Annotated in this window: 15 protein-coding genes; 14 read left to right on the top strand and 1 reads right to left on the bottom strand. The window is 48.0% G+C overall.

Annotation, left to right across the window (positions count from 1 at the left end; genetic code table 11):
- Positions 1–16: 16 nt before the first annotated feature.
- Genes QMZ64_RS11620 through QMZ64_RS11600 form a run of 5 tightly spaced genes read left to right on the top strand, consistent with a single transcriptional unit; the run spans position 17 to position 5,495 of the window.
- Positions 17–229 (top strand): acetyl-CoA carboxylase biotin carboxyl carrier protein subunit, encoded by a 213-nt coding sequence (locus QMZ64_RS11620; RefSeq protein WP_003182452.1) that lies wholly within the window; start codon positions 17–19, stop codon positions 227–229.
- A gap of 17 nt (positions 230–246) precedes the next feature.
- Positions 247–1,158, top strand: a complete 912-nt coding sequence (locus QMZ64_RS11615; RefSeq protein ID WP_265626867.1) for a hydroxymethylglutaryl-CoA lyase — start codon at positions 247–249, stop codon at positions 1,156–1,158.
- A gap of 21 nt (positions 1,159–1,179) precedes the next feature.
- The gene (locus QMZ64_RS11610) at positions 1,180–1,962 is read left to right on the top strand and encodes an enoyl-CoA hydratase (protein WP_265626868.1); all 783 of its coding nucleotides are present in this window, start codon (positions 1,180–1,182) and stop codon (positions 1,960–1,962) included.
- 20 nt (positions 1,963–1,982) lie between these two features.
- Positions 1,983–3,512 carry an acyl-CoA carboxylase subunit beta gene (locus QMZ64_RS11605; RefSeq protein ID WP_265626869.1) on the top strand — a complete coding sequence of 510 codons (1,530 nt, stop codon included), beginning with the start codon at positions 1,983–1,985 and terminating at the stop codon, positions 3,510–3,512.
- A gap of 30 nt (positions 3,513–3,542) precedes the next feature.
- Complete coding sequence (locus QMZ64_RS11600; protein WP_265626870.1) at positions 3,543–5,495, top strand: AMP-binding protein; 1,953 nt, start codon at positions 3,543–3,545, stop codon at positions 5,493–5,495.
- A gap of 81 nt (positions 5,496–5,576) precedes the next feature.
- Here QMZ64_RS11600 and QMZ64_RS11595 read toward each other — a convergent pair whose 3' ends face one another.
- On the bottom strand, positions 5,577–5,801 hold the full coding sequence (locus tag QMZ64_RS11595; RefSeq protein ID WP_265626871.1) for a hypothetical protein: 225 nt from the start codon (positions 5,799–5,801) through the stop codon (positions 5,577–5,579).
- Between the two features lie 92 nt (positions 5,802–5,893).
- Between QMZ64_RS11595 and QMZ64_RS11590 the strand changes: the two genes are divergently transcribed.
- The 9 genes from QMZ64_RS11590 (at position 5,894) to QMZ64_RS11550 (ending at position 14,397) form a co-directional block, all read left to right on the top strand.
- Positions 5,894–6,124 carry an excisionase family DNA-binding protein gene (locus QMZ64_RS11590; protein WP_145651984.1) on the top strand — a complete coding sequence of 77 codons (231 nt, stop codon included), beginning with the start codon at positions 5,894–5,896 and terminating at the stop codon, positions 6,122–6,124.
- Between the two features lie 399 nt (positions 6,125–6,523).
- Entirely contained in the window at positions 6,524–6,958 is a 435-nt protein-coding gene (locus tag QMZ64_RS11585; RefSeq protein ID WP_243940692.1) for a helical membrane plugin domain-containing protein, read from the top strand.
- 36 nt (positions 6,959–6,994) lie between these two features.
- The gene (locus QMZ64_RS11580; RefSeq protein WP_265626873.1) at positions 6,995–8,173 is read left to right on the top strand and encodes an NAD(P)/FAD-dependent oxidoreductase; all 1,179 of its coding nucleotides are present in this window, start codon (positions 6,995–6,997) and stop codon (positions 8,171–8,173) included.
- 186 nt (positions 8,174–8,359) lie between these two features.
- Complete coding sequence (locus QMZ64_RS11575) at positions 8,360–8,965, top strand: TetR/AcrR family transcriptional regulator (RefSeq protein ID WP_243940688.1); 606 nt, start codon at positions 8,360–8,362, stop codon at positions 8,963–8,965.
- Positions 8,958–9,806 (top strand): ABC transporter ATP-binding protein, encoded by an 849-nt coding sequence (locus QMZ64_RS11570; RefSeq protein ID WP_301441312.1) that lies wholly within the window; start codon positions 8,958–8,960, stop codon positions 9,804–9,806. Before QMZ64_RS11575 ends, QMZ64_RS11570 begins: the two co-directional genes overlap by 8 nt.
- On the top strand, positions 9,803–10,513 hold the full coding sequence (locus QMZ64_RS11565; protein WP_265626874.1) for a fluoroquinolone export ABC transporter permease subunit: 711 nt from the start codon (positions 9,803–9,805) through the stop codon (positions 10,511–10,513). The genes QMZ64_RS11570 and QMZ64_RS11565 overlap by 4 nt, the downstream gene beginning before the upstream one ends.
- The gene (locus QMZ64_RS11560; RefSeq protein WP_265626875.1) at positions 10,510–11,226 is read left to right on the top strand and encodes a hypothetical protein; all 717 of its coding nucleotides are present in this window, start codon (positions 10,510–10,512) and stop codon (positions 11,224–11,226) included. Before QMZ64_RS11565 ends, QMZ64_RS11560 begins: the two co-directional genes overlap by 4 nt.
- A gap of 62 nt (positions 11,227–11,288) precedes the next feature.
- Positions 11,289–12,761 (top strand): D-alanyl-D-alanine carboxypeptidase/D-alanyl-D-alanine endopeptidase, encoded by a 1,473-nt coding sequence (gene dacB, locus QMZ64_RS11555; RefSeq protein ID WP_265626876.1) that lies wholly within the window; start codon positions 11,289–11,291, stop codon positions 12,759–12,761.
- 136 nt (positions 12,762–12,897) lie between these two features.
- Positions 12,898–14,397 (top strand): glycosyltransferase family 4 protein, encoded by a 1,500-nt coding sequence (locus QMZ64_RS11550; RefSeq protein WP_265626877.1) that lies wholly within the window; start codon positions 12,898–12,900, stop codon positions 14,395–14,397.
- The last annotated feature ends 57 nt before the right edge of the window (positions 14,398–14,454 follow it).

The raw sequence follows: 14,454 nt of genomic DNA, 5'->3' as shown, positions 1-14,454 counted from the left end.
ATCAAGGAGGCGTGCCATGAATACTGTTGTCACCAATATGGCGGGAAACGTATGGAAAATATTAGTGAAGGCAGGAGACAAAATCGAAAAGGGGCAGGAAGTCGCCATTTTAGAATCGATGAAAATGGAGATTCCGATTGTCGCTGAAACGGCCGGCACCGTCAAAACCGTCAGAAAAAACGAAGGTGATTTTGCCGATGAAGGGGACGTCTTATTGGAGCTTCAATAAGGTCTGGAGGATGGCAAATGAACGTACCGAAGAAAATTTTCATTAAAGAAGTCGGGCCGCGCGACGGTCTGCAAAATGAACAAACCGTACTCTCGACAGCCGATAAAATCACCTGGATCGACATGCTTTCCCAAACAGGGCTTTCATATATCGAAATCACTTCATTCGTCCATCCTAAGTGGATTCCTGCACTGTCTGATGCCCTTGACGTCGCCAAAGTCATTAACCGGAAGCCGGGCGTCACCTACGCAGCCCTCATTCCGAACCGAAAAGGGCTGGAACGGGCTCTCGAAGGAGGGATCGATGAAGCTTCTGTTTTCATGTCGGCAAGCGAGACACACAACCGGAAAAATATTAACAAATCGATCGGAGAAACGCTTCCCGTCTTACAGGAAGTCACCGGGGCAGCGAAACAAGCAGGCCTCACCGCCAGAGCCTACTTGTCCACCGTATTTGGCTGTCCTTATGAGCATCACGTTCCATTGGAGCAAATCATACGCATCTCTGAAGCGCTGTTCGACATGGGGATCGACGAACTTTCTCTCGGAGATACGATCGGCGCAGCAAATCCCGTACAAGTTCAAAGAGTGCTTGACGTACTTTTAAAACGCTTTCCAAAAGATAATATCGCCCTTCATTTTCATGATACGAGAGGGATGGCGCTCGCCAACATGATCGCAGCGATGGATATGGGAATCACCGTATTTGACGCATCATGCGGCGGGCTGGGCGGCTGTCCTTATGCACCGGGGGCCACGGGAAATGCGGCAACTGATGATTTGATTTACATGTGCGCCCAGATGGGTGTCGAAACCGGAGTTGATCTCAGTAAGCTGCTTTCAGCTGCCAAATGGATCGAAGACAAAACTGGAAGAGAGCTGCCAAGCCGAAATTTGCAGGCGGCGAAATCAAAGAATTTCTTTTCATAGATTGAGGAGGAGGAAGACCGAATGGAGCCCAACGTTCTTTATTCCATCAACGAGCAGGCGGTCGCCGTGTTGACGTTGAACAGACCGCAGGCTGCAAATGCCCTCTCGCTCGGACTTCTCGACGACCTTCAGCATATCCTTCGCGATATCCGTTCAAACCCGGCCGTCCGCTGTGTCATTATAACGGGAACAGGGGACAGGACGTTTTGTGCAGGTGCTGATTTAAAGGAGAGAGCCCGCATGAGCCCCACAGAAGCGAAGCAGGCCGTTTCCATGATTCAACAAGTGGTCAGCGAGACGGAAAAACTGCCGCAGCCCGTCATCGCTTCATTAAACGGAAGCGCTTTGGGAGGGGGGCTGGAGCTTGCATTGGCGTGCGACATCAGGATCGCAGCCGAACATATTGAACTCGGCCTCCCCGAAACAACGCTTGCGATCATTCCCGGGGCAGGGGGAACACAGCGGCTGCCCCGCTTAATCGGCAGGGGAAAGGCAAAAGAAATGATCTATACCGGCTGCCGCATCAGCGCCGAAGAAGCGCAAAAGATCAGCCTAGTTGAACATGTCGTTCCGCTTCAAAAGTTAAAGGAAACGGCCGAAAGTATCGCAGCGAACATCGCAGCGAACGGACCGGTGGCCGTCAGACAGGCGAAGTTCGCTATCAATCAAGGGCTTGAGACAGATATCGAAACTGGACTCGCGATTGAACAAAAAGCTTATGAACTGACGATTCCGACGAAAGACAGAACAGAGGGGCTGAAAGCTTTTACAGAAAAGCGGAAGCCGTATTATACGGGAGAATAAAACGAACGGGGGGACAGCCGATGCCGGCCGAAAAGGAATTGTATGAACGCGTCCGCCGGATTCAGGAAGGCGGAGCGCAAAAATACCATGAATCCAATGAGAAAAAAGGAAAATTATTTGTCAGAGACCGATTAAAGCTGCTGCTTGATGAAGGCCTCGACCTTGAGGACGCTTTTTTTGCAAATTGCATGGCTGACGGGCTTCCGGCTGACGGAGTCGTCACGGGAATCGGAAAAATCGGCGGCCGAACCGTTTGCGTCATGGCTAATGATTCAACGGTCAAAGCAGGATCATGGGGAGCGAGAACCGTCGAAAAAATCATCCGCATCCAAGAAACAGCCGAAAAGCTAAATTGTCCGCTTCTTTATTTGGTCGATTCGGCAGGCGCAAGGATTACGGATCAAGTTGACATGTTTCCGGGGCGAAGAGGAGCAGGGCGGATTTTTTATCAGCAAGTCAAATTATCCGGACGCATCCCGCAAATCTGTCTTTTATTCGGGCCTTCAGCGGCAGGCGGCGCCTACATACCGGCTTTTTGCGATATCGTCATCATGGTCGAAGGTAATGCCTCGATGTATTTAGGCTCACCGCGCATGGCGGAAATGGTGATCGGCGAAAAAGTGTCGCTTGAAGAAATGGGCGGAGCGCGAATGCACTGTTCTGTTTCAGGCTGCGGAGACATTCTTGCCGAAACGGAAGAAGATGCGATCAAGTCGGCGCGCCAATATCTTTCCTACTTTCCGCCGAACTACACCGAGAAAGCGCCTGTCATTGAAGCGAAACCCGCCCGTCCGTTTGAACGGTCATTGGAGGAGATCATTCCGAAAAACCAAAACGCACCGTTTCAAATGATGGATTTAATCGATCGGATCATTGATGAAGCGTCTTTTTATGAGATCAAAAAATTGTTCGCGCCAGAGCTGATTACCGGCTTGGCAAGGATTCACGGGCAGCCTGTCGGCATCATCGCCAATCAGCCTCGGGTTAAAGGCGGTGTGTTGTTTCACGATTCGGCAGACAAAGCTGCAAAGTTTATCAATTTGTGTGATGCCTATCATATCCCGCTGCTGTTTCTGGCTGATATCCCCGGCTTTATGATCGGAACGAAAGTCGAGAGGGCGGGTATTATCAGACACGGTGCGAAAATGATTTCAGCGATGGCCGAAGCAACCGTGCCGAAAATATCCGTCATCGTCAGGAAAGCTTATGGCGCAGGCTTGTATGCGATGGCTGGGCCGGCCTTTGAGCCTGACTGCTGTCTGGCGCTGCCTACGGCTCAGATTGCCGTGATGGGTCCTGAAGCAGCGGTAAATGCAGTTTATGCCAAAAAAATTGCGGAATTGCCTGAAGAGGAGCGGTCCGCCTTCATTGCCGAAAAACGGGAAGAATACCAAAAAGACATCGACATTTACCGGCTTGCTTCAGAAATGATTGTCGACGGGATCATTCCGGCCGATTCGCTTCGTACGGAACTCATCAAACGGCTGAATGCATATATGACCAAATCCATGATATTTACGGAACGGAAGCATCCTGTTTATCCCGTCTAAAGGCCAATGAAACGAAAAGGGGGAAACGGTATGGCCGAAAAAGCGGTTTGGCAGCCTGATCCGGAATTTGTAAAAACGACCCGGCTGTTTCAATGGATGACAGCTCTCGGTTTTTCCGACTATGATGATTTTTTGAAAGCAAGTACAGACGATATCGCCTGGTTCTGGGAAGAAGCCGAAAAAGCGCTCGGCATCAGCTGGTACAAGCGGTACAGCCAAACATTGAATCTCGATAAAGGCATAAAATGGCCGAAATGGTTTTCCGGCGGACGCTTAAATGCCGTTTGCAGCGCCGTGGAAAAATGGTCCCGACAGCCTGATACGGCCGGCAGGACGGCCCTCATCTGGGAAAGTGAAGACGGAAAAACAGAACGGATCACCTATTCTTCTTTACATCAAAAAGTCGCCCGTGCGGCGGCAGGCTTTAAAAAACAAGGCATATCAAAAGGGGATGTCATTGCGATATACATGCCGATGATCCCGCAAACGGTCATCGCCATGCTCGCCGCCGCTAAAATCGGCGCGGTATTCTCACCGGTTTTTTCAGGCTACGGCGCTCATGCGGCAGCCGCAAGACTCAGCGCTGCCGGAGCAAAAATTCTTGTCACAGCAGATGCCTTTTTGCGAAGGGGAAAGAAGGTCTGTATGAAGAAAGAAGCTGACAAAGCAGCAGACCTTGCCCCCACTGTCCAAAAAATTGTCGTCTGCCGGCTTCACGATGGCGAACAAGATTGGAATCATAAGAGAGATATAGACTGGAATGAATTGATGAAAAGCGATCCTCTCCAGATTACAGAAGAAATGGACAGTTCAGATCCGCTCATGCTGCTTTACACATCGGGCACGACAGGACAGCCGAAGGGAGCGGTTCATACCCACGCCGGTTTTCCGCTGAAAGCTGCATTTGATGCGGGCTTCGGGATGGATGTCAAACAAGGGGACACGTTTTTCTGGTTTACAGACATGGGCTGGATGATGGGACCGTTTTTAATATTCGGGGGTCTCATCAACGGAGCGGCAGTTTTGCTGTATGACGGAGCACCGGACTTCCCGGCCCCGGATCGGCTGTGGGAGCTTGTCAGCAGACATCGGGTGACACATCTCGGCGTCTCTCCGACACTCATTCGCTCGCTGATGCAGCACGGCGAAGATTTTCTCCATCAAAGCGACCTGAGCAGTCTGAAGGCAATCGGCTCAACGGGCGAACCATGGAATTATGAACCGTGGATATGGCTTTTCCGCCATGCCGGAAAAGAACGAATTCCTATCTTTAATTATTCAGGAGGAACGGAAATTTCAGGCGGCATTTTGGGCAATGTGCTCCTCCGGCCGATCACGCCGATGACGTTTAATTCGCCTCTGCCCGGCATGGCGGCCAATGTCTTCAATGAAAAAGGGGAGGAAGTCGTCAATGAGGTCGGGGAGCTTGTCCTGACAAAGCCGTGGGTCGGCATGACGAACGGTTTTTGGAAGGAGCCGTCCAGATACGAAAAAGCATATTGGAGCCGCTGGACTGACGTCTGGGTGCACGGCGACTGGGCAAAACGGGATGAAAACGGGTACTGGACGATCAGCGGACGTTCTGATGATGTGATCAATACTGCCGGGAAAAGGATCGGTCCCGCCGAAATAGAGTCCGTACTTGTCGGCCATCCGGCGGTGGCGGAAGCAGGCGTTATCGGCGTTCCGGATAAGCTCAAAGGTCAGGCTGCCGTCTGCTTCGTCGTCCTCACACAGTCGGAAAAGCCGTCGGAAAAACTAAAAGATGATTTGCTGAACCTCGCCGCTGATGCGATCGGTAAAGCGATCAAGCCAAAAGCGGTTTACTTTGTCAGCGGTTTGCCGAAGACGAGAAATGCAAAAGTGATGAGACGGCTGATCAGAGCTGCCTATTTGAACGAGCCGGCAGGCGATTTGTCAACATTGGAAAACCGTGAAACATACGATGAAATTGCCGGCCTTTCAGCGCAAAAAAATCTGTAGTATACTGGATAAGGCTTGCAGACTAAGAAGAAGGACACGTCCTTCCTCTTTTTATTTTGAAGAAGTTCGAATGATCAAAACTCACATTCTGACGATAACCGAACCGCCGCATGCCGTGCAGACGCGATTCTGCTGCTCTTCAATTGAACGCAGCAGCTTATTGTTGCATTCCATGAGTTTGATCAGCAATTCCATTTGATCTTCGAGATTTTTCAGCCTTTGATTCATCTGCTGAGAAGATTGGCCGGTGTGCATTTGCGGGGCTGAAGGCGGATAAAACTTTTGAGAATTCCATTTTGAATACATAGAATAGGCCTCCATCATCTTAACTGATATATCTTATCGTATGATCCTAAAATCGCAACGTTCGCCTAAATCAAAATGAGAGGAAGCAAAACATGTACTTGACGATAAAGGAAACCGCAGAATATTTAACGCTTTCAGAAGCATATGTTGAACAGCTTGTGAGAGAAAAGAAAATCCGCACCGTCTTCGACGGACAGCAGCATTTAATTAACAAAGAACAATTCAATACCCATATGGAACAGATGGAAAAGTATAAAGCGTGGGCGGAATCCGTTCTGAACGAACCCATCCCCGAAGATCCGGATGTTAAAGATGAAGATTAACCAGAGATAACGATAATTTCATTATGTAAACTAGATACGATTCTATGAAATGTTCGCACAACTCAATCATGACGTGTGAACGGGGCATTTCGTAAAAAAAGACACAATATAGGAAATGAAAGGGATGAAAGAAGCCCTATATATAAAGTTTTCTATGATTTTATTTCATTTCCGAAACAATCACGTTCATTTTTTGTTCAAAAAGTGTTATCATTTAGTAGTGAAAAATACAGCGTGTTTGGAGATTGCGGGTTTTCGGGAATTCCAGACGAAAACAGCAAAACAAACACAAAAGGGGAGAACCTTTTTGCGGACTTGTTTGTGCACAAATTCACAAACTATGAAAAAAGGGGTTCCTTCAAAAAACAGCACATCGCTTATTGAAAAGGAGAATTGGTTATGCCGGAAACAATCGATCAAACAGCTGATCAAACAAACGAATCTGTAAGCCAAAGCCAACGCGATCTTATCGATCAACTGCTAAAACCTGAAGTACAGGAGTCTTTGACTACTTTAGTCGACCAGCTTCCAAAGCTGACAGAACTGGTCAACATTTTGACAAAGTCTTACGATTTCGCACAATCCGTTGCAACTGATGAAGTATTAAAAAATGATACGGTCGGTGCCATTACAGAAATTCTTGAGCCTGTCAAAGATACGGCAAAAGAACTCGCGGCTACCGCCATTGAAGCAAAAGACCGCGCTGACGAAAGCAATGAAGTCATCGGACTTTTCGGTTTGCTGAAAATGCTTAAAGATCCGCAGGCCCAAAAGCTGTTCCGCTTTGTTCAAAGCTACCTGCAAATCATGTCAGAACGCGAAAAACAAAAATAATCACTATACATTCAGAATAAGGACGGAGGATTCACGATGTCAAAACATATCGTCATTTTAGGCGCTGGTTACGGCGGATTACTGTCTGCTTTAACAGTTCGCAAACACTACACAAAAGAAGAAGCAAAAGTCACAGTGGTTAACCAATACCCGACACATCAAATCATCACAGAACTGCACCGTCTTGCTGCGGGCAACGTGTCAGAACAGGCCATTGCGATGCCGCTTGCAAAGCTTTTCAAAGGAAAAGACATCGATCTTAAAATCGCCAAAGTCAACACTTTCTCAGTTGACAAAAAAGAAGTCGCTCTTTCTGACGGCTCAACCCTGACGTATGACGCGCTTGTCGTCGGTCTTGGTTCTGTCACTGCTTACTTCGGCATTCCGGGACTTGCAGAAAACAGCATGGTGCTCAAATCTGCAAACGATGCAAACAAAATCTTCAAGCATGTTGAAGAGCGCGTGCGCGAATACGCGAAAACGAAAAATGAAGCGGATGCTACGATCTTAATCGGCGGCGGCGGACTAACAGGCGTCGAGCTTGTCGGTGAACTCGCCGATATCATGCCGAACCTTGCGAGAAGCTACGGTGTCGATCCGAAAGAAATCAAGCTGAAGCTTGTTGAAGCCGGTCCGAAAATCCTGCCGGTTCTTCCGGATGAGCTGATCGAACGTGCGACAAAGAGCCTTGAAAAACGCGGCGTTGAATTCTTGACAGGACTGCCTGTCACAAATGTAGAAGGAAACGTTGTTGATTTGAAAGACGGGCAAAAAATCGTCACAAATACATTTGTCTGGACCGGCGGTGTTCAAGGCAATCCGCTGATCGGCGAATCAGGTCTTGAAGTCAACCGCGGACGCGCAACTGTAAACGATTTCCTTCAATCCACATCACATGAAGACGTATTTGTTGCAGGAGACAGCGCCGTTGTCTTCGGTCCGGATGGCCGTCCGTACCCTCCGACAGCTCAAATCGCTTGGCAAATGGGCGAGCTGATCGGCTACAACCTGTATGCATACTTAGAAAACAAATCAATGGAAACGTTCAGCCCTGTCAACTCAGGCACGCTTGCAAGCCTTGGCCGCAAAGACGCAGTTGCCGTTATCGGCGCGAACAGCACATCTCTTAAAGGCCTGCCTGCTTCATTGATGAAAGAAGCGAGCAACGTCCGCTACCTGAGCCATATTAAAGGTCTGTTCAGCCTGGCTTATTAATGGAAATGAAGCGCTACTTATAGTTTAAACTATAAGTGGTGCTTTTTTTTGCTTTAAATTTGACGGGCAAATGAAAATATTGTGGTAAATTTGAACCAAAATCTATTGACAAAAAGAGGGACGCAGCGCATTATATGAATATAAAATAAAAATATTCATATGTTTATAAAACAAGGAGAGACTGACATGCCGAAATTTACCGAAAAAGAAAAGGAAGCGATCCGTTCAGCTTTAGTACAAAGCGGAAGGGAGCTTTTTGCGCAGCTTGGATTGAAAAAAACGAGCGTCGGAGAGCTGACAGCCTCGGCCGGAATTGCCCAAGGCTCATTTTATACATTTTTCGACTCGAAAGAGGAGCTATATTTTGAGATTTTGCAGCAGGAAGAAAAAAAGATCCGCGCCCAGCTTGAAGCCTTATTTTCTGAAAGCGGGAAAACATTTGCACAGTTTTTGCGTGAAGCATTGGCGGTGATGGAAGATAACCCGTATATTCGCCAAGTTTACGATGACAACTTACTTGAGACGCTCTTCCGCAAACTCCCTGAAGAAAAGCTGCAGGCGCACTTCGCCAGCGACGAAGATTTTTTCAAGCCTTTAATTGAAATGGGCCAGGAAAAAGGCTGGCTTGTCAGAAAAAAACCGGAGACGATTATCAGCGTGATTCGCGCTATTGTTCTTTTATCCTTTCAAAAAACAAACATTGGGGAAGACCGCTACGACGAAACGATGGATTTGCTTATCGAATTGATCGGACAGGGACTTTCGGCCAAGGAGGATGCAGCTCATGATTGAAGTCAGCGGGCTTCGCTTCACATACCCCGGACAAAAAACGCCCGTATTGAAAGGAATCGACTTTTCCATTCAAAAGGGTGAAGTTTTTGGATTTCTCGGCCCTTCCGGCGCCGGAAAAAGTACGATTCAAAAAATATTAATCGGTATTTTAAAGCAATATGAAGGCCGGGTTTCTGTGATGGGAAAAGAATTGAATCAAGCCGACAGCTCCTTTAAAATCGGCGTCGCTTTTGAATTTCCGAATTTCTATCAACGATTAACTGCGCTGGAAAACTTAAATTTGTTCCGTTCTTTGTATGCATCTGAAACCGAGGAGCCGGAAACGCTGCTCGCTTTAACGGGTCTTGAAGAGTACGGCCGGACAAAGGTATCCGCTTACTCAAAAGGCATGAAAATGAGGCTGAATTTTTTGAGAGCCCTGATCAATCAGCCTGATCTTTTATTTCTAGACGAACCGACCTCAGGGCTCGATCCCGTGCATGCCAAAACATTAAAACAGCTTATTCTGAAAAAAAAGGCGGAAGGGAAGACGATCCTGATCACCACGCACCACATGCAGACAGCTGAAGAAATCTGCGACCGCGTCGCTTTCATCGTTGACGGCAGGGTGGCTTTGATTGATTCTCCGCGCGCCTTGAAAGTGCAAAAAGGAAAAAGGCACGTAAAAGTCGAATACCGCAACCGCAGGCAGCTGGAAACCGCTCAATTCGACCTTGATCAGATCGGCAGCAGCCCGGAATTTTTGAACTTGATCAAGGAGCACCCTGTAGAAACCATCCATTCCCAAGAAGCGTCGCTTGAAGACATCTTTATTGATGTGACGGGGAGGCGTTTAAGTTGAGGATCTTGTCAGCGATTTCTCATGATATCAAACTTCAGTTCAAGCACGGGTTTTATTATGCCTATTTGCTGATCAGCGCGGTGTATATCACCGTGTTGCAGTTTCTTCCGGCTGATTACAGGGAGACGGCCAACATTGCCTTGACATTTTCAGATCCGAGCTTCCTGGGGTTTTTCTTCATCGGGGGACTTGTTTTACTGGAGAAAGGGCAAAACATCCATGACAGCCTGTTTGTCACGCCGCTAAGTGCAAGTGAGTATATTCTTTCAAAAACCGCGTCCTTGTCCGTTTTGTCTCTCGGATCGAGCATGTTCATCCACAGCAGCGTGTTCGGCTATGGAACAAATTCCGGTTTGTTCGCTTGCGGCGTGCTGTTCACTTCATTTTTCTTTACGATGATCGGCTTAGGTTTGGCGGTGCGGTGCGAAACTTTAAACGGATTTTTCTTTTTGTCTTCTTTGAGCACCTTTGTGTTCGTTCTGCCTTTGTTTGAAACAGCGGGCATTTGGAGCAGCCCGCTGTTTTACGCTCTGCCGTCAAAGGCCTCATTAATGCTGTTAGGTTCCGCGTTTACCGGCCTCCAGCAGTGGGAGCTCATCTACGCGATTTCCACTCTTTTGTTGTGGAATGGAGCCGCGTATTTGTGGGCGAGGCATTCACTGCAAACGTTCATCACATTAAAGCTTGGCGGAGGTGATACACGATGATGAAAATCATTCAGCTGGTACGCGGAGATATGAAACAGATCAGGCGTGATTCAATGCTCGCTTTTTACGGTCTGGCGCCTTTTCTGCTCATCGTTGTGACGGCAGCAGGCATTCCTTTGTCAGCGGAACTGACGGCATTCAATATCACCCCATACCGTCATTTGATCATGAGCTTTGCCATGCTGTTCACCCCCCTGATTCTCGGCACCATGTCGGGGTTTATCCTGCTTGATGAGCGCGACGAAAATATGATTCAGTATTTTGCCGTGACGCCCTTGTCGAAGCGCGGATATGTCATGATCCGCCTCATCCTGCCGATGGCGCTCACTTTTTGCTACAGCATTTTGCTGTTTGCATCCGGCGGTTTAATGGGGCCCGGCTCTGTGTACCTTTTGTTCGTCCTGATTATGGTGACGCTTCAAGCCCCGATTTACACGCTGCTTTTAGCCGCTTATGCTTCGAACAAAGTGGAAGGGCTTGCTTTAATGAAAGGGTTCAGCCTGCTCACTCTTATGCCGGCCGCGGTTTATTTTATTCCTTTGCCGTGGCAGCTTCTCGGTGTTTTCACACCGACCTACTGGACAGCGAAAACGTACTTGGCAGGAACTTCTCACGAAGGGCTTGTTCTCGTTTTCGGGTTCATCGGAGTTGTGCTGCATGTCATGATACTGCTGCTTTTATACCGGAGGTTTTTGGTGAAAACCGACCAATAGGAGTATATCCCGCCGCGTTTTGCAATAAAGTATTAAAACATCAGCGGGAGGCGGGATATTCTATGAAGAAAAATATGAAGCTTTGTCTGTGTATGATCATGATCTTTATATTGACGTTGGCCGGCAGCATAGACGGCTTGGCCGCCGGGGAAAAAGGCGCCGGGCTCAAAGAGCAAATTGATCAGCTGTTAAAGACAGAGCCTGATTTAAAAGGAGCGCTCGCAGGCATCAGCGTCAGGTCCGCAGAAAGCGGGAAAATGATATACGGCCATATGGGCGATACACGGATGAGACCGGCGTCCAATCTGAAGCTTTTAACGGCAGCAGCTGCCTTTTCCGTCCTGGGTGAGGACTATACCTTTCCCACAGAGGTGATGACAGACGGCGCACGATCCGCGAGCACACTCAAAGGCAGCCTTTATCTAAAAGGAAAAGGCGATCCGACGCTTTTGAAAGCCGATTTTCAGCAAATGGCCAAGGCACTCCGAAAACAAGGGATCACTGTCATCCGGGGAGACTTGGTCGGCGATGATTCCTGGTATGATGAGGTCCGCTACTCTCAAGACCTTTCCTGGAGCGATGAAGACGCATACTACGGAGCGCAGATCTCGGCTTTAACAGCTTCGCCAAACGAAGACTATGATGCCGGAACGGTCATCATCGACGTGAATCCTGACGGCAAAACCGGGAAAAAACCCGTTGTATCGCTCACCCCGCAAACGAGCCATGTCAAAATCGAAAACGGTGCCAAGACCGTTGCTACAGACGGAAAAAAAGATATCACGATTAAAAGGGAACACGGCGGAAATACCATCCAAATCAAAGGGACGATTCCACAAGGCGCTTCAAGGGTCAGACAATGGGTTGCGGTTTGGGAGTCGTCAGAATATGCACTCGATTTATTTAAACAGGCTTTACAGCAACAAGGTATTCGAATCCTGGGAGAGACTAAAACCGGCAAAGTACCAAAAAAAGCGCGCCGCATCACCTCACATCAATCCATGCCGCTTTCAGAGCTGATGATCCCCTTTATGAAGCTCAGCAACAACGGCCATGGCGAAACACTGATCAAGGAAATGGGAAGGGCCGCGAGTCGTGAAGGAAGCTGGGATCAAGGTCTGGAAGTGTTAAATAAAGAACTGCAGGGATTTGGAATGGACACAGAAAAGCTCGTTCTCAGAGACGGCTCAGGCATCTCGCATATCAATTTGATTTCTGCCGACCAGATCACAAAGCTATTGTATTCCGTTCAAGAGGAGAAATGGTTTCCGTCGTTTGCCCGTTCACTCCCGGTTGCGGGAGAAAGCGACAGAATGGTCGGCGGCACATTAAGAAACCGGCTGAAAGACCCGGATCTAAAAGGCAGAGTCAGAGCGAAAACAGGTTCTCTTTCAACCGTCAGTACATTGTCGGGCTATATCGATACTGCAAGCGGCAAGACATTGATTTTCTCCATTCTTCTCAATCAGCTCGCGGATGATGAGAAAGGAAAGGATATTGAAGACAAAATCGTTCAAATATTAGCTTCTTCATGACATCTCCCATTGCGACAGGCAATGGGTTTTCTTTATTGAAAAGGCTTTCCATTCACTTCGTACTTTTTTCAGCTGCGGCCATATAATGTTAAGAGATTCATTTTCTATAAGTTTAACAGCAGGCAGGGGGAAATATATGAACATTTTGCTGGCTTATTATCGATACTCTCCACATACAAACGGCCCTTCTACCTATATTGATATCCTTCGAAAAAGCTTAGAAGGAAAAGGGCATTCTGTCGATTTAATGTCGCACGATACCCGATGGCTCAACATTCAGGTCGCCGATCAGCAGCCGGCCGATAAACACCGGTTAAAACATGAGCTGATATACCGTCTTCAAACGGCTTATACCGCAAAATATCCCCTGTGGATATATTGGCGTGAAATGGAGCGCTACAGTTTAGAACAAGCTGTGAAACAGTTTGATCTAGAAAAGTATGACTTGATCCACTGCCACGATTTTATGACGGCAAGAGCACTGGCCCGTTCCAAACCTCAGCACACGCCTTTAATCGTTTCCCTCCATAACTTTAAATATCACGAAGCAAAGATTACCGGGGAATATGGCGAGAAAAGCGGCCAGGAACAACAATACATGAAAATCGAAGAATGTTTGGGAGCAATGTCCGGAGACGTTGTGGCCGTTCCGTGCGAATGGCTGAAACACGAGCTGATTCAAATTGGTGTGACGCCTTCGAACATCCGAGTCATCCCGTATGGAATTGTAAAAACACCTTTTATCGAAAAGAAAAGTCATCTCCCAAAAAGCCGCCGGCATCAAGGAAAAAAGATCATTCTCTGTCCGGCGCGGCTCGTTCCGGTGAAAGGACACCGCTACTTGATCGAAGCGCTTTATAAACTGCGGTGCGAAAGGGATGATTTTCACTGCCTTCTCGCAGGCGAGGGTCCGGAGCTCGAAACTCTGCAAAGCCTGTCCGAAAAGCTCGGTATCGCGTCGGCGGTCTCTTTTCTCGGAAAGCGAAAAGATATACCCGACTTAATGAATATTAGTGATGTCATTGTTTTGCCGTCGCTTCACGATACATTTCCGCTCGTCATCCTGGAAGGGCAGTTCTCCGCAAAACCTGTGCTGGCGGCAAACGTAGGCGGGGTAAAAGAAATCATTGACGACGGTGCGGACGGATTGCTTGTTCCCCCGGCAGACAGCGAAGCGCTTGCTGAAAAGCTGCGCCTGCTGCTTGACGATGACAAGACCCGGAAAAAATTGGGCCGCCAAGCGTTTCAAAAAGCTATGAAACATTGGGATATCAGCTTTCACATGAGGTCGATCGAAAACCTGTATCAAACATTCGAGACACAAAAACGCGCAGTGGGGTCCTGCAAAAGTCATCGAAAAGAACAGGTGCTGGACCTGGAAATCCTCGAACAAATCGGTGAAAAGAAAAGGTCAGAAGCGGAGTACACGATTGCCGGAGAAATCCCGGAACATCTCAAAAGCCAACTTAAAAAAGAGGAACATTACATTCATGTTTATGATTTGTCAGGCGTTTTACTGCAGACAAAAGCGGTCGATTCGAAAGGGTGCTATGAATTTCACCAGCTCCCCCGAGGCCGCTACGTCTTGAAAAGCACTATCGAAGCATTCGGCAATCAGTTCGTATCCCTCGGCTGATGATAAATACTTCTGCGCAAACCGGCTGTTTAGCCGGTTTTTTATATAACAGTTTTC

The sequence above is a fragment of the Bacillus sp. LB7 genome (assembly GCF_030449715.1).
GTDB lineage: Bacteria > Bacillota > Bacilli > Bacillales > Bacillaceae > Bacillus > Bacillus paralicheniformis.
The sequence above is the reverse complement of the archived record's forward strand: the minus strand, read 5'-3'. Positions and strand labels throughout refer to the sequence as shown.